The following is an 18,380-nucleotide window of genomic DNA, read 5'->3' as shown; positions in this document are numbered from 1 at the left end:
TTATTTAAAAATAATCTTGTAATTATGTCTGTCCAATTCAGAAACCGTTTTACCGTCCATTTATGCTTCCAGGAGAGGAATATCAAATGTGGCCCGATGCTAAATTGTTAGATTTACTAAGGCTGGATGACCGTGAGGCATTTGAATTGCTGTACAAAAGATATTCGGCCAAGCTGTTCCACGCTGCCTACAACCTTTTTCGCGACCGCGATGTTTGCGAAGACCTGGTGCAGGAATTGTTTATTGATTTATGGACAAAACGTAGCCAGCTCAACATCACCTCGCTTGAGTCATACCTGAAAGTGGCCATCCGTCATCGCGTTATATATTATATCCGCACCAAAAAAGCCACGCTTGATTTGGAAGTTGTTGAAGAGCTGATTGAAAAATATACGGCAGACAGCAAACTGTTACAGAGCGACATTAGCCAGCTGCTGGAAAACAATGTTGCCCTGTTGCCCGAAAAATGCCGCCAGATTTTTACGCTAAGCCGTAAAGAATATCTATCCAACAAAGAAATAGCCTCTCGGCTAAATATCTCTATCAAAACCGTCGAAAATCAGATGACCATTGCCTTGCGCTATCTGCGTACCGGGTTAACAGATTACCTGCCATCGGTTGTTGCCCTGTTAATGGTTTATATGATGCGGTAGAGGTTATAGCGCAGACACATCTAAATAGCTAATGGAATGAGTTTATGTCGTCGGGAAGATATATGCATCAAACGATACTTTGTTTTATTGCCTGATAATGGTTAAATGATAGAGGTACCAAAGGGACTTTTATTGGCCAGCAACAGGCACAAATATTTGGATGCACCTAAATTGTGCTATCAGTTTAGTGTTAACCATGATAAAATATAATAAATTGATTATTAGGTACTTATTGGTATTTTATTTGAAATGTGTTAAGTTATGTTAACCCAATTAGATGCGTTTGCCCTGGTAGGGATTATTCATCCGGCGGGTATTTAAAAACTATTATTTAAATTTGTTAGTACCGATAGCAGCCCGGCTTTTTATCGGCCTCCAATTACAAACTTTACCGGTTGCCTGTTTATAGTTCACGTCTGTTAAAAAAACTACAATGAAAAAGGTATCACTTTTTTTTGTGTTCCCCGTTATTTTAACCGGGACCTGCTTGCTTGCGTTCAATTTGCATAATTCAACCGGTGAAAAAACTATAAAGAAAAGCTACCCGGTTACCTGTGGATCATTTGCTGCCAACAACATCGATACTGCGGCCGATGGAAAATACATGATAAAGCTGCCGGGATGGGGCAATTATAACTATTCAATATCAACCCATAATGATAGCGCCCAGTTTTATTTTAACCAGGGCTTAACCATGTATTATAGCTATCACATGAAGGAAGCGCTGGCATCATTTAAAGAAGCTGCCCGGTTTGACCCGGCTTCGCCAATGACTTATTGGGGCCAGGCTTTAACTATGGGCCCGTACTACAACGCGGTTCACCTTTATAAAGTGCCGCAAGGGCTACCCGGCGTTTTAAAGCGGTTAAATACAACTGCCGGTAACGCGTCTGAGAAAGAAAAAGCACTTATCAGTGTCATGAACCTGAGATACCCGTTGGTAAAAGATCAAACTAATCATGATGAAAAGGCTTATGCGCAAGGCATGCGGAAACTGGTATCGGCATATCCTGATGACGCGGACATAAAAATGTTATATATAGATGCCATGATGCTGATACATCCCTGGGATTTTTGGACTACTGATGGACTGGCCAAAGAATGGACGCCCGAACTGGTGGATTTATGTAAAGGCGTATTGAAAGCAAAACCGGATAACCCGGCCGCATTGCATTATTATATTCATCTTACAGAAGCATCCCATAATCCCGAAACGGCTATGTTCAGTGCCGAAGCCTTAAAGCGGCTTTTCCCGGCGGTAGGGCACATGGTACATATGGCAAGCCATGTTTATCAACGGAACGGGCTATATTTTCAGGGGGTAGATGTCAACGAAAAGTCGGGCAAAAGTTCCATTTTGTATGCCTCGATGGTGAAGAATTTATCCCTTGCTAAATCAATCCCTCATGTGTACGCTGTAGAAACCTACTGCGCCTTTAGCGGAGGGATGTACGAAAAGGCGCGGGAAGTTGCCCTGCATTGTCGCAATAGCGTTAAGCCAACAGCCACAGATAGTTATGCTCAGTATTTATATATGATGCCCGTGCTCACGATGGTACGCCTGGGTAAATGGGACGAGGTATTGAAGGATAATAACCCGCCGGCCGCCGATTGGACTTACGCGCAAGTACTCCATAATTTTGCAAAAGGACTGGCCTTTATTTATACCGGTAGGCCGGATTCAGCAAATAGCCAGCTGGGGTTAATACGTGATAAAATTAATGCCCCGGTATTAAAAATAAGAGATATCCCTTTTAATACACCGTTTGAAGGCGCTACCATAGCCGAAAATATATTGGAAGGTGCGATTTTATTGGCACAAAATAAATATGAAAGCGGTATAGCCAGCTTTAACAAAGCCGTAACAGTTGAAGATCACATGATTTACTCCGAGCCTGCCCAATGGCCCATCCCCGCCAGGCAATTTTTAGGAGCTTACCTTTTAAAAAACGATGATAATATCCGGGCGGAGCAGGTTTACCGGGCCGACCTGGTGCGTAATCCTGGCAATGGCTGGTCGTTATTGGGGTTGTATCAAAGCATTAAAGCACAAAATCACAAACAAAACCTGGCCGAATATAAATCGGGCTTTCTTCGCTCGTTCTCGCACGCGGATGTTGTGCCAACAGGTTCGGTTTTTATGGAATAAGATGTGATAATAGGCGGCACTTTGACTTGTTGTAGTTAGATTTTTACACGTTGAAATAAATTTCTCAAAAAAACTTTCAGCTGCTTTGGGGGGTAGGACATGTTCAATGCATCCTGCATATATAAACCATGAGAAAGTTTAATTTCAGGAGAAAACAAGTTTCTGCTAAAGATCAATCTTTGCAGGAGGAAATCGTAAATCGGTATTTTGATGATTTGGATTTGGGAAAATTACCCGAAGCAAACGATCATGGTGTTGAATTTAACAGCGACAAAGTATATAGCCGCATTACCGCGCAAATTGACGGCGGCAAAATCAAAACCTTTAAAAAACAATGGCTGGTAGCGGCTTCGTTACTGGCAGGCTTGTGCTTGTCGGCTTACATATACCGCAATAATATACTTGATTACGTTTCGCCAATAACTACCAGGCAAATTGCAGCAGCCAATGGCAAAATTGTAAATATAACCCTTGCCGATGGCACTAAAATATGGCTCAACGGCGGCAGTAAACTTACTTATCCCGATAAATTCCGTGGCGACCGCCGTGAGATCACTTTAACAGGTGAAGCTTTTTTAGATGTAGCGCATGATGATCATCAATCATTCATTATTCATACCGGCGCTGTACGCACCCAGGTGTTGGGTACAAGTTTCAATATAAAAGCCTATCCCGAAGATCATTTTGTGAAGGTAGATGTGTTGAGCGGTAAGGTAGGGGTAATAGCGGCGGCTAACAATGCCAAAAAATCGCAAACAGTTTTCTTAACCCCTGCCCAGGAAGTAATTTTTAACAAGGATAATAACCAGGTCGTTAAAACCCAAATAGTTGACGTTGATATATTGGTTAGGTGGAAAAACGGCGACCTGGTATTTAAGCGGATGCCACTGCCGGAGGTAATAAGTACAATTGAGCATCGCTTCAATGTTAAAGTTGACGTGGATATCAATCTTGTGAGATGTTCAATAACAGCCGACCTGACCAATAAATCGTTGGAAACCGTAATGAAGGTTTTATCAAAAATTGTTAAAGGTAAAGCCATACAGGATAAGGGCGGCTACCGCCTTAAGGGCAAAGGCTGTTAATCAATAAAATAAACCAATTTATCCAAAATATAACCAATTATTAGCTAACCTAAATAGAAGAGCATGACAACATAAATACATACAAAAAACCCTGATCAAAGGGATTTGAACAGGGTTACTAAAATGCAGCGTATTAATAAGTGCAACGTTTCGAGGTCCAATTCAGAACAAAGCACTCAATTTCAAACACTTTAATTATCTCAAATCTATGAATATATCTCTATTTTCAAATGGAGTAGTTCGTTATGTATTAATATTAATGAAATTTACCTCGCTCGCCTGCTTTGTTGTTTGCTTCATGTGCCTTTCGGCGGTAGCAAATGATTCATTTGGCCAACGCTTTTTGGAGATTTCGGTTACGCTGAAGCTCAAGAACGCAAGGCTTACCGACGCGCTCGATAAGATCTCGGCCGATAAACATATTAAATTTGCCTATGCGGATAATGTGCTAAAGCCAGATTTCAGGGTAACTTTGAATGCCAAAAATGAAAGCATCAAAACTGTGCTTAATGAGGTGTTAACTCCATTTAACCTTAGCTATAAAATTATTGATGACGTAATTGTTATTGATGAAAAAGCCGAGGTAGAAAGCAGCACAGGCGTCATACAGCAGGCCCCGCCGGTCCCCATTAAAATTACAGGTAAAGTAACCGACGAAACAGGTCAGCCATTTCCTGGCGTTGGCGTCAAAATAAAAGGAACTACCACCGGCACCATTACCGGTGTAGACGGAACTTTTACTTTGCCTAACGTAGGCAGCGACGATGTACTGGTATTCAGCTTTATTGGTTACACACCAAAGGACGTGCCGGTAAATAATCAAACTACCTTTAACGTGCAGCTATCGCCCGAGCGTACTTCATTAAACGAAGTAGTTGTGATTGGTTACGGCACACAAAAACGGGCCAATATTATAGGCGCGGTCGATCAGATCTCGTCAAAAGCTATTGAAGGTAAACCATCCGTAAATTTAACACAGGCTTTACAGGGCACATCGCCCAATCTTATCATCCAGCAAACTAACTCCGAGCCTGGTGCTTATCAAAACATTAACATTCGTGGTGTAAGTACTTTAGGCGATAACAGCCCGCTGGTAGTTATAGATGGTATTACCGGCGGTGACATTAACCTGCTTAATCCGCAGGATATTGAAAGTGTCTCAGTTTTGAAAGACGCCGGCAGCGCGGCCATTTACGGTTCACGATCGGCAAATGGTGTGATATTGGTTACTACCAAAAAGGGAAAGAAGAACTCCAACACCCAGCTTACCTACAACGGGCAGGGCGGTGTACAGGAACCACATGTGGGTTATAAGCCAGTTCACAGCTATGAAAACGCCATCCTTAGGAACGAGGCCGTGGTAAATGCAGGTTTGCAGCCAATTTACAGCCCGCAGGATATCCGAAATTTTCAACAGGCAGGCGATCAGCAATGGTTTTTAGATGCCATTTTAAAAAATGCCGTGCTGCAAAACCATAACCTGGCACTAACTGGTGGTAATTCCTCATCATCATACCTGGTTTCGGCCGGAGTGACAGATCAACGGAGTAACCTTGTTGGACCTAACTATGGCTTGCGCCGTTACAATTACCGCATGAACCTGAGCACCGAATATGGTAAATTGAAACTGACCAGTATCCTGTCTTATTCGCGTACCGAAATTAAAGAGCATTCTTACAACACATCAACCCTTATAGTTGATGCCGGCAGAACGCCAACTTATTATAAAATTAAAGACGACCAGGGACGGTATTTGACCAATGATGTATTAACAGAATTTAACCCACTTGGGATTTTAGAAGCAGGCGGCTACCGCAAACGTGATAACGATAACATTTTCGGTAATTTAAATGCCGAGTTGGCCATTACCAAAGACTTTAAGTTGAAAGGTGTTTTCGGGGGTACGCTATTATCAAACCACATGTTTGGCAGGGTGATAGAAGTTGATTATTTCCCGAAAGGTACATACGGTGCAGATAGGAATACGAATGATGAGAATAACAAGAATTTGTTTTTAAATACACAGGTAATTGCACAGTATACCAAAACATTCAATAAATCGCATAACGTAGATGTGCTGGTGGGAGTGGCCAATGAATCGACAACTAACCAGGGCAATAGCCTTTACCTGAAATATACCGACCCGGAGTTGGGTACGCCTACAACAGGTACTATAATTGACCCTGCATCGTCAAACACCAATAATAACACCACAGAAACGAGTTTGAACTCAGCTTTTGGAAGAGCAAGTTATAATTATCAGAATAAGATATATGGTGAGTTTGATTTCAGGATAGATGCCTCATCAAAGTTTAATACAAAAAACCGCAACGCTTTCTTCCCATCGGGATCGGTAGGTTACCGCGTTACCGAAGAGAATTTTATGCAAAGCTACCGCGATAACTATGGCGATTTAAAGTTGCGCGCATCATACGGTATTTTGGGTAACCAGAACGTTGGCGATTACCAATACCAGCGTACTTACGGCCCCTTCCAAAATGCTTATGGCTTTAATAATGCCGGCGTTGGTGGCGCAGCCATATCATTTGCCAATCCGGATATTCGCTGGGAGCGTGCTGCCACATTTAATGCAGGTATAGATGCTGGTTTTTTCAAAAACACCCTCACCATATCTGCCGATTATTTTAACAAAGTAACAAAGGATATTTTGCTGCCACCAATAGTGCCAGGTGTGTTTGGCGCCGGACTGCCCGATTATAACGCCGGTAAGGTGCAAAACAGGGGATGGGAACTGACTGTTAACTACCGCTTATCAGGCAAAAACTTTAACCATTCGTTTTCATTTAACGTAGCCGATACTAAAAATAAAGTATTATCGCTTGAAGGTGGCGATCAGATTAAAACCTACGACGAATTGCAGGTTATTAACAAAGTTGGCCTGCCGATTGGCTCATACGTTGGTTTAAAACGCGATGGATATTTCCAAAACCTTAACGATATTGTTAACGGGCCAAAACCGGCCGGTTTAACAGTGTCGCCGGGCGATAACCGTTACGTGGACGTTAACAAGGATGGGGTTATTGATGATAACGACAGGTTTGTTTTAGGCAATGGTTTCCCGCGTTTAACATTTGGCTTTACCTATAACGTAACTTACAAGGGCTTTGACTTCAACCTGTTTATGCAGGGCGTAGGCAAACGCAGCATGTTTGTTCGTGGCGAACAAGTTGAGCCCTTCCATTTCAACTATTCGCAGGTGATCTATCAGCACCAACTGGACTACTGGACACCTCAAAATCCTGATGCCCGTTATCCGCGCCTGGCAGCTGCCGGCAGTCAATCAAATACCAATAATTTCAGGCGCGGATCTGATATGTACATTTTTGATGGTTCGTACCTGCGCGTTAAAAACGTAACGCTGGGTTATTCGTTACCGCAAAGCGTAGCTAAGGCCATAGGCACTCATAAAGTAAGGGCTTACGTTTCAGGTCAAAACATCCTCACCTTTTCGGGCATAAAATTCCTTGACCCTGAGTCGACGGAGTTTGATGGTAATGTACAGGCTCGGGGTGCTAATAGCGGCAGGGCCTATCCAACGCCGATATATTATGGGTTTGGTATTGATGTAACATTATAATTTATTATAGATGAAGAAATTAACGACATATAGAACCGTGTTTTTTATAGCCCTGTTAACTGTTATGGTTTCAGCCTGTAAAAAGCTCGATCTGGCACCGGTAAATAAATTTACCGATATCAACTTCTGGACAACTACCGAAAAAGCGAACAGCGTATTAAATACCGCGTATTCGCAAATGTTTCGCTCAGATTATTTCTTTTACAATGAAGGCGCATCCGACAATGCGTACAATGGCCGCGGCGACGCCAATGGAGTGGCGTCACTTGCAGCCGGAACTTATGATCCTTCGCTGGGGCGTATTAAAGAGGAATGGCAATATCATTACTCAGGTATCAAAACCTGTAATATTTTTTTAGAGAATGTGGACAGGGTAACCTCAATGGACGCCGCCCTTAAAGTCCGCATGAAGGCCGAGGCTAAATTTATTCGTGCTTATCATTATTTTCAGCTGGCTACCTGGTTTGGCGATGTACCGTTGTTTGATAAGGATATTTCGATAGCCGATGCCAAAACCATTGCCCGTACGCCAAAAGCGCAGGTGATTGATTTTGTATTGAAGGAACTGGACGATGCAGCCGCTGCATTACCGGTAAACACAGCTTATGCCGCTGCAGACAGGGGGCGTATTACCAAAGGCGCTGCCATTGCGCTTAAAGCAAGGGTTTATCTTTATGACAGCCGCTGGCAGGATATAGCAACAACCTGCGAAAAGTTGATAAATGATAACAGCAATGGCACCTATAGCCTGTTCCCATCGTACGAAGGCGTGTTTTTACCGCAAAACGAGTATAACAGCGAAGTAATCCTCGACCTTGAATTTGTACCGCTTATTAAAACATACAGCCAGTTTTTTGATTTTGCCCCACTTGCAGTTGGTGCCCGCCTTAATGCCCTTGCCCCAACACAGGAACTGGTTGATAGCTACCTGATGGCCAATGGTAAAAAGATTACCGACGCAGGATCTGGCTACGACGAGAACAATCCGTACGTAAACCGCGATCCGAGGATGACTAATACGGTAGTTTATAACTTATACAAATGGAAAAAACCGGATGGCAGTACCCAAACCATTTATACCAAACCCGGATCTGATCCTGGTACGGATAAACTGGATGAATATGCACCCGGTAAAGTGAGTTCGCCAACAGGTTATTACATCCGCAAATATTACGACCCTACATCTGCCGTAAATTTCCAGTCGGGTTTAAACCTTATCCTTATTCGTTATGCTGATGTATTACTCATGTATGCCGAGGCTAAAAATGAATTGGGCCAGTTGGACGGCGGCGTATGGGACAAAACCATCAAAGCTTTAAGGAGCCGTGCCGGTTTTACCGACCCCGCCGCGCTTACTTTCAGTGGCGCTCCCCAGGCCGATCTGCGTACCATTGTTCGGAACGAACGCCGTACCGAGTTGGCTATGGAAGGCTTACGCATTTTTGATATCCGCCGGTGGAAAACTGCCGAAGTGGTATTAAACGGCTGGTCGCATGGTGCCAAATTCGGGCCGGCTTCTGTGGATAACGGATACATCAGGGCCGATTTGCGAAGTTTTGATAAAAGCAAAGCCTATTTATGGCCGGTGCCGAGGGACGAACGTGCTGTGGATCCAAATCTTACACAAAATCCAGGTTGGTAGTTCAATAATTATTTATAAAGAAATTATAATCAATTAAGATCATGAAAAAAATTACTTTCTGCCTGATGGCAGGCATATTGGCATTAATAATTGTATCCGGCTGTAAAAAGGATAAAACCCTTAACCACACGCAGGTATCGGCAGTAAAAAACTTTTTTGCGCCTGTTGATAACAAATTCATAAAACTTGAGCCAGCTTCCGGTTCGGCATCGTTTGAATGGGAGCAGGCACAGGCCGAAGATAATGGCCTGGTGATGTATGAAGTAGCATTTGATAAAACAACCGGCGATTTTTCCAAGCCGATTTATACCATGCCATCTGATGGCAATGGCTTATACAACAAGCTAACCATCTCTTTTAAAGACCTGAACAAAATTGCCGATCTGGCAGGTATCCAACCGCAGGAAACCGGTAAATTAAAATGGACGGTAATGTCATCAAAAGGGATCAACGTACAAAAAAGTAGTTTATCGCGCACTATTGAAGTGCAGCGCGCGCCTGGATTTAGCGAAATTCCTGCCGATTTGTATATTACAGGAACAGCAACCGAAGGTGGTGATGACTTAAGCAAGGCCATACATTTAAAACAAATATCAACCGGCGTTTTTGAAGCATATACTTCATTAAAAGCAGGAACACTTCATTTTGCCGAACGCAACACAGGTACACCTGCAACTTATTCTATTGATGGCGTTAAATTGTTAAAGGATGGCAATACTACCATTGCAGGCGCTACCAAAGTTGAGCGGATAGTGGTTGATTTTACTACAGCATCGGCATCGATGACAGAAGTTGTATCGGTAGGTTTATGGTTCGCTGCCGATAACAAAATCTGGTTTAACCTGCCATACGTTGGTGGCAGCAGCTGGGAAATTGATAATGCATCCATCGTTTTCCACCAGGAATCATGGGGCAGGGATGAGCGTTACAAGTTTATGTTTACGCTTAAAGATGCTGCAGGAACAACATCAACGCAGTACTATGGCAGTACCAATTCAGATAACAGCCCGGCTACCGCAACCACTGCCGCATCCTATTATTATATGGTGCCGGTTAACAATTCGCAATATGATTACTGCTTTAAATTTGATCACCGTGCCGATAATGGTAAAGCGGATATTAAAATTATCTGGAGCGCAGACGTACCTGCATATACCCATGTTGTTACCGTTAAGTAATAAATAAACCATCAATTCTGTACCGGCATCATTTTACCGGTACAGAATTTAAAATAAAATTTATGAAGATCATAACCCAACATATACAGAAATGGGCATTTGCAGCATTGATACCGCTTGTGCTCACATCGTGCTTAAAGGATAAGCCTTTTCCGCTTTATCCTAACAATAAAACGGCAACCGTTGATTATAAATATGCTGCTACTGCCGACTCATTGCAGGAAAAAACTTACAGCACCTATCTGTCGGCAAATGGAAATTATTTTGTGCAAAATAACGCAGGTAATACCAATTATAACTACTGGCCCCAGGCACATACGCTGGATATTTTTACCGATGCCTTTTTACGTACCAAAAACGACGTTTATAAACAACGAATGAAATCGTTGTTAAATGGTACCCGCGTTACCAACGGTAATAAATATCAAAACGAATATTATGACGATATGGAGTGGCTGGCGCTTGCAAGCCTGCGGGCTTATGAGGCTACCAATGATAACGATTACCTGGATGCAGCAAATACCCTTTGGACGGATATTAAAACCGGCCAAAACACCAACCAGGGCGGTGGTATAGCCTGGCGCAAATCGCAGCTGGATTATAAGAATACCCCCGCCAACGCGCCCGCTATTATATTTGCCTGCCGTTTGTATGCTTTAAAAAAGAACGATGCGGACCTTACAATAGCAAAAAGTCTTTACACCTGGCTGAACGCCACCCTGGTTGACCCTTCGAACGGGATAATTTGGGATGGCATTAATGGAAACCACGACGGGCAAATCAGCAAGAATAAATTCACCTATAATCAGGGTGTTTATATGGGGGCCGCGCTTGAACTTTACCATGTGACTAATAATGCCGATTACCTCGCCGACGCCGTACGCAATGCCAAAGCTACCATTAACGACACGGATATTTCGCCGGGTGGTTTACTGAAATCAGAAGGACAGGGCGACGGAGGGTTGTTTAAAGGTATTTTGGTGAGGTATCTTACTTTGCTGATTGAAGAGCCGGCTGTAAGCTCGACCGACAGGGATGCCTTTGTTAAATTTTTGAAATTTAATGCCCAAACTTTATACACCAAAGGCATTAGCCGGCCGGCGCTTTTTGTAAGTCCCGACTGGAAAAGCCTGCCATCGGGCACCACAGATTTAACCACACAATTAAGTGGCGTAATGATGATAGAAGCTGCCGCAGCCTTAAAAGCCGATGGTAAGTTTTAATTTTGAAAATATCTTCCGGAATTCATACCGGAAGATATTTTCTATCACCCTGCATATACCTATGAAAAACATAATATTAACCATCAGTTTTTGCCTGGCAATAGTTTTGAATGCTACCGCTCAAACTACTGCCAGTTATAAAGAACGTATTTCCATCATTAATAAAAACGTCTATGATGGGTTTTACGATGCCAAGGCAAATCTGTACTTCGAAACCAATGATAGTGCGGCCAATAAAGGTAATCACTCCTTTTTGTGGCCCCTGTGCGCAATGGTGCAGGCCGCCAATGAAATGGAGGCTGGCAACCCTTCAAAAAATTACATAGCTTCCGTTATGAAAGCTATTGATCAGTACTATTCTGCCAGGCAGCCGGTGCCGGCTTACCAGGCTATGGTAGTTAAAGAAAAAGTTGATTCACGTTTTTATGATGATAACGAATGGATTGCCATCGCCTTGATGGATGCCTATGCGCGCAATCATAAAAAGGATTACCTGGAAACTTCTCAGATGATTTATCGCTTCCTGTTATCGGGCCATGATATGGTTGGTGGCGGTGGCTTTTATTGGGTAGAGGGCGATAAAAAAGGGAAAAACACCTGTTCTAATGGTCCGGCTATATTGGTGGCGTTGCAATTATACCAGGCTACCCATCAAAAAGCCTATTTGGATACCGCAATCGTAACTTACAATTGGGCAAAAAAACATTTGTTATCATCTAATGGCGTTTATTACGACGCAGTGAGGGTACCATCGATGAAAGTGGATTCGGCTTATTATACTTATAACGCGGGGACAATGCTTCAATCGGGTGTGATGCTATATAATATTACCAAAAACAAAAGGTATCTCAATGATGCACAAAATGTAGCCAAAGCTGCCGAACAACATTTTTACCGGAACGGCCGCTTACCGGGCAACTACTGGTTTAACGCCGTACTGCTTAGGGGATACATTGAATTGTATAAGGTGGACAAGAACAAAGCCCAATTGCAGTTCATGATAAACGATGCCAACCGTATCTGGGCCCAGGAAAAAGATGATCAAAACCTTGTAGGCCCTAAAAAGATAAAATCATTGATAGACCAGGCCGCTATGCTCGAGATTTATTCCCGGCTGGATAATCTGAAGCTGGATTAGTTGTCCGAGGTTACAAAGTGCTATATGTCCATTTTCTTACTAAAAAATGGACATATAGCACTTTTGTGTTCATTTTATGATGGTTTTTTTATCATGTGTTCATTTTTTAACAAAAAATGAACACATTATTGATTTTTGTCGATAATTCTTTGTTAATTTGCAACATGTTCATTTTTTGTTAAAATGTGAACATGTAAATTATGCCATACGACAGGACCAAACCATTTAACGATTTACCATTACTCCCACCGGATCCGGTTATTGAGAATGATATAGATATTTTAAAGAAGCTGGTAACCGCATCAAGGGCGCTGGCAGCTGTAAATGTTGGTATTTTGCGATTGCCTAATCCTTTAATGCTGGTAAACACTATAGCGTTGCAGGAAGCCCAGGCATCTACCGCGATTGAAAATATTTTTACAACAGAAGATGAATTGTACAAAGCAGTTTCGGATACCGTGCAGGAAGACAGGGCCAATATAGCTACCAAAGAAGTTTTGCGCTACCGTGAAGCGTTATGGGAAGGCTACAGGCTAATAAAAGAGAAAAATCAGATTGATTTAAAAAGCATAACCGGCGTATTCAGGCAAATTAAACAGTTATCGGCCGGTTTGCGGTCGCCTGCATCATTAACGGTAATCCAGCGCGGGCAGAGTGAATTCAGGGCAGGGGAAGTGATATACACTCCCCCAAGAGGCCTCGGATTAATAGAAAAACTGATGGATAACTTATTGGAATATTTAAACGATGATAAGCAATACCCAACCGACCCGTTGCTTAAAATGTGTTTTTCTCATTACCAGTTTGAAGCGATACACCCCTTTTCTGACGGAAATGGCCGCACCGGCAGAATATTAAACCTGTTGTACCTGGTGCACGCAGGATTGCTGAGCCAGCCGGTACTCTATCTGTCAAAATACATCATTGTAAACAAGGAAGATTATTATTACAATCTGGGAATTGTTACGCAACGGGGATCATGGAAGCCCTGGATATTATACATGCTTGATGCCGTCGAAAACACATCCCATTTAACAAGCCAGCTTATTAATAACATTATTGCCCAAATGGAAGCGACGCTTATCCACGCTAAAGGTAAAATTAAATGGTATAGCAAGGAGGTAAACGAATTGATTTTTAGTCAGCCATACATCAAGCCCCAACTAATTGGCGATCGTTTAGGCATCACGTCCAGAACAACACTTACCAAATATTTTGGTGAATTGGTTGATGCAAAAGTTTTGAGCCAGATTAAAGATGGTAGAGAAACGTTTTATGTTAACGATGACCTGGTGCGCATTTTAGAAAACTAAGCAGGCAGCTCAGCTAAGCACCTTTGCGAATTTTGCTGTCTTTTAGTTCCCGAACTTCCTGCTGCAGGATAGCCACTTCGCCCTCAAGAACTTTAAGGCGTATTTCATTAACCCGGTTTTGAGTTTCCTGTGTTGACCGCACATCCCGGATATCGCCTTTTAACTGGAAGTAAGTTGTCATCACAGAAACAACTATACTTATCGTGCTGATAATAGTAACGGTGATGTTTTTGAGGGTGATCCCCCTGATTTCACGTTGATCGAGTGTTGTCATAACTGGTTGAATTAATTATTTTTCCGAAGCTGTAGTATCGGGTTCGGATTGTTTTACTGCAAGCTGGGCAATTGCCCCCATAGTTGTGCCCACAGCAGCTATTATGCCTGTAACGGCAACCGGAATGATGCCAACTCCGGTGAGTGAAACCGAAATAGCCACAAGGCCCGCGCCTAAAATTTGAACTTTTTTAAAAAATGAGGGCGTATCACTGGTGATACGCTCCCAGAACGAATATTTCTTTTTCATGATTGGGGTAGTTTAAACAGCCTTAGTTTTAGAATAGGCTATGAGGGGAATGAGGTTATTTAAGGATAAAAGGTAGCTTTACGCTTCAAAAATTACCTATCAAACGCGTTCTTAAAGGGTTTTTTAAATTCCTTCTGTGAATTTAAAAAGACATTAAAACGATTAAATAGTATTTACAAAGTAAGTTTATGTGTTGCTTTAGCTAAGTGGCCAGCATCGTTAGGGTGCAAGCCATCTGGTCTCAACAACGATGCGCCACCATTATTTTTCATATAGGCATAACTATCGTCGAATACAACGCCGGTTTCTAGGCAAGCTTGGTTTGCCGCCAATACATGCGCTTCATGCCGTGTTAAATCAGCGGCTATAGTTACACCATATAGCCCAACATACCCGTCTCTGCCAGACTGTTCATAATATGAGGGGCTTTCAACGATAATATCTCTTAAAGGCCAGTTCTTTGAAATGGCAATTGAAATTACTTCTTTTAGCTGTTGTTTATAATTGGCTGCGGTGAAGTTTACCAGATTTAGTCCTACATCATTAGTTCCGTATGATATAAATAATTTACCATATCCTATAATATAAGTAGGTATTAGCTGACTGGCCGCGTCCCTGAAATTTGGCGCACCCGTGGGGTTCAAGGGAGTTGAATTTTGTAAAGGACTACCGCTTACTCCATGATTTTCTTCAATATCGCCCTTTGCAGCACAATATAAAGCAGACCAACGGTGCGCGTCATTAGATGCACCAACGCCCATCGTAATGCTATCACCAAAAAAAATATGAATTTTTTGGCCCTTTAAATTTAATATGTGTTTTAATATACTCATCGTGAAATTGCTGCAAATAAGGTTGACATAGCTGTATCTAATATAGCTGCTTGTGTTGTTGTTAAGCCTTTGCCGACAGATATAAACCCTAATTCTTGTGGTGAAAACGAATCAACCGTACCTCCATCGATACTTGCGAAAGCCGATAGTTGTACACTATTGGTGCCTATGCTTGTGTTGAAAGCAGTACTTGCAATAGTTACGCCATTTCGCAAAATAAAGGCATTCGGACTTATATTGCTTGCGATAAAACGGCCATTTGTATCGATAGTAGTAGGTGTAAAAGTTACGCCACCTATACTAAAATAGCTGGTGTAGCCAGACGAGGCGGGATTCACGCTTAAATAGTTCTCTCCGGCACCCCGAACGCCGATAGCATCATGCCCAGCACCACTGCCCCCAGCTTCGTTAAGGCGAAGATAACCGGCAATGTGTATCGACTGCATGTTGCCTATGGGAATAGCGGTGCCGCCCGGGTCTGGGCTAATACCCAAATCCATATGTCCGGTTGAGCCGTCACCCTTTGAGCCGGTAGCCGAATGAGTAATAGTGCCGTGAATAACACCATCTGATACTCCCTTAAAACCTAAAACATTTGTGGCGGCCGTGCCTCCTTCAAACATCCATGCCTCTGTTATGAGATTATAAATACCATTTTGTTTCATGGTATCCCAAAATGCCTGATATGCAGCCCTGCGCGGACTTGAAATACTGTAGCCTGCTATAGATAAGCGCGCCACCCACGCCGCAACTTCAGTATTTGCATCAGGCAATATAATCTCTCCATTTTGGGTTATGGCGGTATTAAAGGAAATGCCGTCATAAAAGAATACTAAAAGATTAACGGTACCAACGCCGTTATTATAGGCAGATGATGAAGCTAATATTTTAAATGCTGATATGTCTGGGATATTAGTGCCATCCGAAATTATCCTCTGCACCGCCCCACACCCCGCAACCGCACCAACAGTATTTGGTGTTATAACCAATGCTCCGCTCATGGTATGATCGCCAACCACGGTAAGCATATTATTAAAAGGAATACTATTAGTATCTGCAATACTAACGGGTAATGAGCCGCTACCGCCGCCAGATGGTGTTACCCAGGTGGTGTCTTGATCTGTGTTGCTGGCTTTGGTTAGTACCTGCCCTGTTGTTCCACCGTCGGGTACATCGCCGCCTGTGGCTGGTAATTGCGTTAAAGGAACCTTCCCCGTGCCGTCTAATCCTGCATAGCCATTGGCTGTACCTTTGTTTGCGACGTTTTCGGGGGTAAAGCCTAAAGGTTCCTGTTTAGTGTTCGCCTTCGAGGCAATATCGTTAATTTCTGCGGCGGTTAAGGTATCGCCGGTGTTTTTGGTTGCAACTGTGTTGTTTGCCATGTCTTTAGCTTAGTATTAGGGGTAATGTGTAAGTAAATCCTTCACCTTCTGCAGGCAGTTTATAGCGTAGTTCGCCTGTGCTGGTTTTGTACAATGTATAAGCCGTCAATCCTGCTGTTGTTGCGGCCGCCTCATCTGCACAAACCGGGGCAGTTGATATAAATGCCCGCATATCAAAGCTGCCTGCCAACGCATCTATCTGCCCCTGCAATTCCTCGTCCGCCGCACTTCTCAACTCAGCCTCGTTAGCTATGGCTTCGGCATCTGTGTTATCCAGCGAAAATCCGGCCGGCCAAACACCGGCTGTCTTTGGGCCGAAAAAGGTGTAGGTTGCGGTGTTAACATAATAATCGCCATCGGTGCCGGTATACAAATTGGATGGGTTGGTGATGCCGCTTAAAATAGTTTTGCCATTGGCACCGGCGGGGCCGGTAGCGCCTTGCGGACCGGCAACGCCGGCAGGGCCTGTTTGCATGGAAAATACCTGCGCCCACACGCCTGCCGATTTTTTGTAGAAGATGCCTGTGAGCGTGTTTATATAGGTGTCGCCATTTTTGCCGGTGGCGGTTGCCGGAATGCTGGTGCCGTACAAAACGGTTCCGTCGGCTGCATTTCCGGTAGGGAAGGTGTAAACCACTGCCCAGGTGCCTGCTATTTTTTGTGCCATGATACCAGCGGCGGTGTTAATAAAAACGTCGCCATTTTTGCCCGATATATTGGCAGGCAGGGTAGTGCCGAAGGAGATGGCCGCGCCTACGGTTAACCCGGCGCCGATAAACTCCAGCAGGGTGCTGAATGCAAACTGGTAATCGGTGCCGTTTTTAACCAAAATGGAGCTGTCGGACGCAGCGATGGCGGATGCTACCGGCAGGTCGGTTATTTTTTTGTCGGTTGCCATCAGTTTAAAAATTCGGTAATGGTTAAATTGTAATTGTTATAGCTGCCCGGGTAATTAAAGTCGGTTTTATCCACACCCCTTATCCGGGGGCCGGCCTGCCTGCTGCTTTTGTTTTTGGCGTTATATCGCCATAGCGGGAAATCGGCCTTATTATCCCACAAAAACTTTTCAATGTCGTTGGCATAGGCATTGGCAATGCTGCGTTGCTGCTGTACCAGTTTTACCACTTCGGGCGATGTAAGGGCGTCGCCGTTTTCATGGCGTTTAATTACCGGGCCGGTGGCTGTATAGTGCACGGCATCGTTTTCAATAAAACGCGCGAAGGTGAAGTAAACCATAGTAGGGGCCAGGCCTTCGTACAATACAATATGGCCGTAATCGTCAAGGTACTCGCTGCCATTCAACAGGTCTTTATAAGGTTGCGGGGCATCATTCTGCAGGGTGCCATCTTCATTAAAATGGCTTAAAAAATCATAGTAAAGGGCATGCCCCAAAAAAGGTTTTAAATCCAGTTCCTGCGCTTTTTTGATGAATACCTTCAAGCGTTCGGGTTTTATATTTACAGTAATATCCTCGTATTGCTGAAACGTGGTTTGGTTGATGAGATAGATCATAGGATAGCCCCCTCTAAATCTCCCCCTGAAGGGGGAGACTTTTGATTATGTTAATAGATAAGTTTATTGTAAGCCCCCTCTGAATCTCCCCCTGAAGGGGAGACTTTGGGCCGATGGATTAATGTTTGTTTTTAACTCCTCCCTTCACGGG

Annotated in this window: 15 protein-coding genes; 9 read left to right on the top strand and 6 right to left on the bottom strand. The window is 43.4% G+C overall.

Annotation, left to right across the window (positions count from 1 at the left end; translation table 11 throughout):
- Window positions 1-62: 62 nt before the first annotated feature.
- The 9 genes from BMX56_RS18375 to BMX56_RS18335 all read left to right on the top strand — a co-directional run bounded on the left by BMX56_RS18375 (window position 63) and on the right by BMX56_RS18335 (window position 13,979).
- Window positions 63-653: an RNA polymerase sigma-70 factor gene (locus tag BMX56_RS18375; protein ID WP_090651140.1), complete on the top strand. Its 591-nt coding sequence runs from the start codon at window positions 63-65 to the stop codon at window positions 651-653.
- Between the two features lie 433 nt (window positions 654-1,086).
- Window positions 1,087-2,802 (top strand): tetratricopeptide repeat protein, encoded by a 1,716-nt coding sequence (locus tag BMX56_RS18370; RefSeq protein WP_090651139.1) that lies wholly within the window; start codon window positions 1,087-1,089, stop codon window positions 2,800-2,802.
- A 128-nt stretch (window positions 2,803-2,930) separates the two neighbouring features.
- On the top strand, window positions 2,931-3,887 hold the full coding sequence (locus BMX56_RS18365) for a FecR family protein (RefSeq protein ID WP_090651138.1): 957 nt from the start codon (window positions 2,931-2,933) through the stop codon (window positions 3,885-3,887).
- 208 nt (window positions 3,888-4,095) lie between these two features.
- A complete protein-coding gene (locus BMX56_RS18360; protein WP_090651137.1) occupies window positions 4,096-7,485 on the top strand; it encodes a TonB-dependent receptor in 3,390 nt (1,129 codons plus the stop codon).
- Window positions 7,486-7,495: 10 nt separating this feature from the next.
- Window positions 7,496-9,127 carry a RagB/SusD family nutrient uptake outer membrane protein gene (locus BMX56_RS18355; RefSeq protein WP_090651136.1) on the top strand — a complete coding sequence of 544 codons (1,632 nt, stop codon included), beginning with the start codon at window positions 7,496-7,498 and terminating at the stop codon, window positions 9,125-9,127.
- A gap of 41 nt (window positions 9,128-9,168) precedes the next feature.
- The gene (locus tag BMX56_RS18350; protein ID WP_090651135.1) at window positions 9,169-10,305 is read left to right on the top strand and encodes a SusE domain-containing protein; all 1,137 of its coding nucleotides are present in this window, start codon (window positions 9,169-9,171) and stop codon (window positions 10,303-10,305) included.
- Window positions 10,306-10,367: 62 nt separating this feature from the next.
- A complete protein-coding gene (locus BMX56_RS18345; protein WP_090651134.1) occupies window positions 10,368-11,528 on the top strand; it encodes a glycoside hydrolase family 76 protein in 1,161 nt (386 codons plus the stop codon).
- Window positions 11,529-11,589: 61 nt separating this feature from the next.
- On the top strand, window positions 11,590-12,666 hold the full coding sequence (locus BMX56_RS18340; RefSeq protein ID WP_090651364.1) for a glycoside hydrolase family 76 protein: 1,077 nt from the start codon (window positions 11,590-11,592) through the stop codon (window positions 12,664-12,666).
- A 200-nt stretch (window positions 12,667-12,866) separates the two neighbouring features.
- Entirely contained in the window at window positions 12,867-13,979 is a 1,113-nt protein-coding gene (locus BMX56_RS18335) for a Fic family protein (protein ID WP_090651133.1), read from the top strand.
- 13 nt (window positions 13,980-13,992) lie between these two features.
- Here BMX56_RS18335 and BMX56_RS18330 read toward each other — a convergent pair whose 3' ends face one another.
- The 6 genes from BMX56_RS18330 to BMX56_RS18305 all read right to left on the bottom strand — a co-directional run bounded on the left by BMX56_RS18330 (window position 13,993) and on the right by BMX56_RS18305 (window position 18,229).
- Window positions 13,993-14,253: a hypothetical protein gene (locus BMX56_RS18330; RefSeq protein ID WP_090651132.1), complete on the bottom strand. Its 261-nt coding sequence runs from the start codon at window positions 14,251-14,253 to the stop codon at window positions 13,993-13,995.
- 15 nt (window positions 14,254-14,268) lie between these two features.
- Window positions 14,269-14,502: a hypothetical protein gene (locus tag BMX56_RS18325; RefSeq protein ID WP_090651131.1), complete on the bottom strand. Its 234-nt coding sequence runs from the start codon at window positions 14,500-14,502 to the stop codon at window positions 14,269-14,271.
- 173 nt (window positions 14,503-14,675) lie between these two features.
- Window positions 14,676-15,335 (bottom strand): SGNH/GDSL hydrolase family protein, encoded by a 660-nt coding sequence (locus BMX56_RS18320; RefSeq protein ID WP_090651130.1) that lies wholly within the window; start codon window positions 15,333-15,335, stop codon window positions 14,676-14,678.
- On the bottom strand, window positions 15,332-16,717 hold the full coding sequence (locus BMX56_RS18315) for a hypothetical protein (protein ID WP_090651129.1): 1,386 nt from the start codon (window positions 16,715-16,717) through the stop codon (window positions 15,332-15,334). The genes BMX56_RS18320 and BMX56_RS18315 overlap by 4 nt, the downstream gene beginning before the upstream one ends.
- A 4-nt stretch (window positions 16,718-16,721) precedes the next feature.
- Entirely contained in the window at window positions 16,722-17,615 is an 894-nt protein-coding gene (locus tag BMX56_RS18310) for a hypothetical protein (protein WP_090651128.1), read from the bottom strand.
- Window positions 17,615-18,229: a DUF6712 family protein gene (locus BMX56_RS18305; protein ID WP_090651127.1), complete on the bottom strand. Its 615-nt coding sequence runs from the start codon at window positions 18,227-18,229 to the stop codon at window positions 17,615-17,617. Before BMX56_RS18305 ends, BMX56_RS18310 begins: the two co-directional genes overlap by 1 nt.
- Between the last annotated feature and the right edge of the window lie 151 nt (window positions 18,230-18,380).

The organism is Mucilaginibacter sp. OK283 (assembly GCF_900110415.1).
Taxonomy (GTDB): domain Bacteria; phylum Bacteroidota; class Bacteroidia; order Sphingobacteriales; family Sphingobacteriaceae; genus Mucilaginibacter.
This window is presented reverse-complemented; position numbering and strand designations above follow the sequence as displayed.

Bases quoted from the DNA above. Each gene is read 5' to 3' on its own strand.
- BMX56_RS18375 (WP_090651140.1), top strand. From the start codon at position 63: ATGCTTCCAGGAGAGGAATATCAAATGTGGCCCGATGCTAAATTGTTA.
- BMX56_RS18330 (WP_090651132.1), bottom strand. From the start codon at position 14,253: ATGACAACACTCGATCAACGTGAAATCAGGGGGATCACCCTCAAAAAC.
- BMX56_RS18350 (WP_090651135.1), top strand. From the start codon at position 9,169: ATGAAAAAAATTACTTTCTGCCTGATGGCAGGCATATTGGCATTAATA.
- BMX56_RS18355 (WP_090651136.1), top strand. From the start codon at position 7,496: ATGAAGAAATTAACGACATATAGAACCGTGTTTTTTATAGCCCTGTTA.
- BMX56_RS18325 (WP_090651131.1), bottom strand. From the start codon at position 14,502: ATGAAAAAGAAATATTCGTTCTGGGAGCGTATCACCAGTGATACGCCC.
- BMX56_RS18305 (WP_090651127.1), bottom strand. From the start codon at position 18,229: ATGATCTATCTCATCAACCAAACCACGTTTCAGCAATACGAGGATATT.
- BMX56_RS18320 (WP_090651130.1), bottom strand. From the start codon at position 15,335: ATGAGTATATTAAAACACATATTAAATTTAAAGGGCCAAAAAATTCAT.
- BMX56_RS18335 (WP_090651133.1), top strand. From the start codon at position 12,867: ATGCCATACGACAGGACCAAACCATTTAACGATTTACCATTACTCCCA.
- BMX56_RS18340 (WP_090651364.1), top strand. From the start codon at position 11,590: ATGAAAAACATAATATTAACCATCAGTTTTTGCCTGGCAATAGTTTTG.
- BMX56_RS18370 (WP_090651139.1), top strand. From the start codon at position 1,087: ATGAAAAAGGTATCACTTTTTTTTGTGTTCCCCGTTATTTTAACCGGG.
- BMX56_RS18310 (WP_090651128.1), bottom strand. From the start codon at position 17,615: ATGGCAACCGACAAAAAAATAACCGACCTGCCGGTAGCATCCGCCATC.
- BMX56_RS18360 (WP_090651137.1), top strand. From the start codon at position 4,096: ATGAATATATCTCTATTTTCAAATGGAGTAGTTCGTTATGTATTAATA.
- BMX56_RS18315 (WP_090651129.1), bottom strand. From the start codon at position 16,717: ATGGCAAACAACACAGTTGCAACCAAAAACACCGGCGATACCTTAACC.
- BMX56_RS18365 (WP_090651138.1), top strand. From the start codon at position 2,931: ATGAGAAAGTTTAATTTCAGGAGAAAACAAGTTTCTGCTAAAGATCAA.
- BMX56_RS18345 (WP_090651134.1), top strand. From the start codon at position 10,368: ATGAAGATCATAACCCAACATATACAGAAATGGGCATTTGCAGCATTG.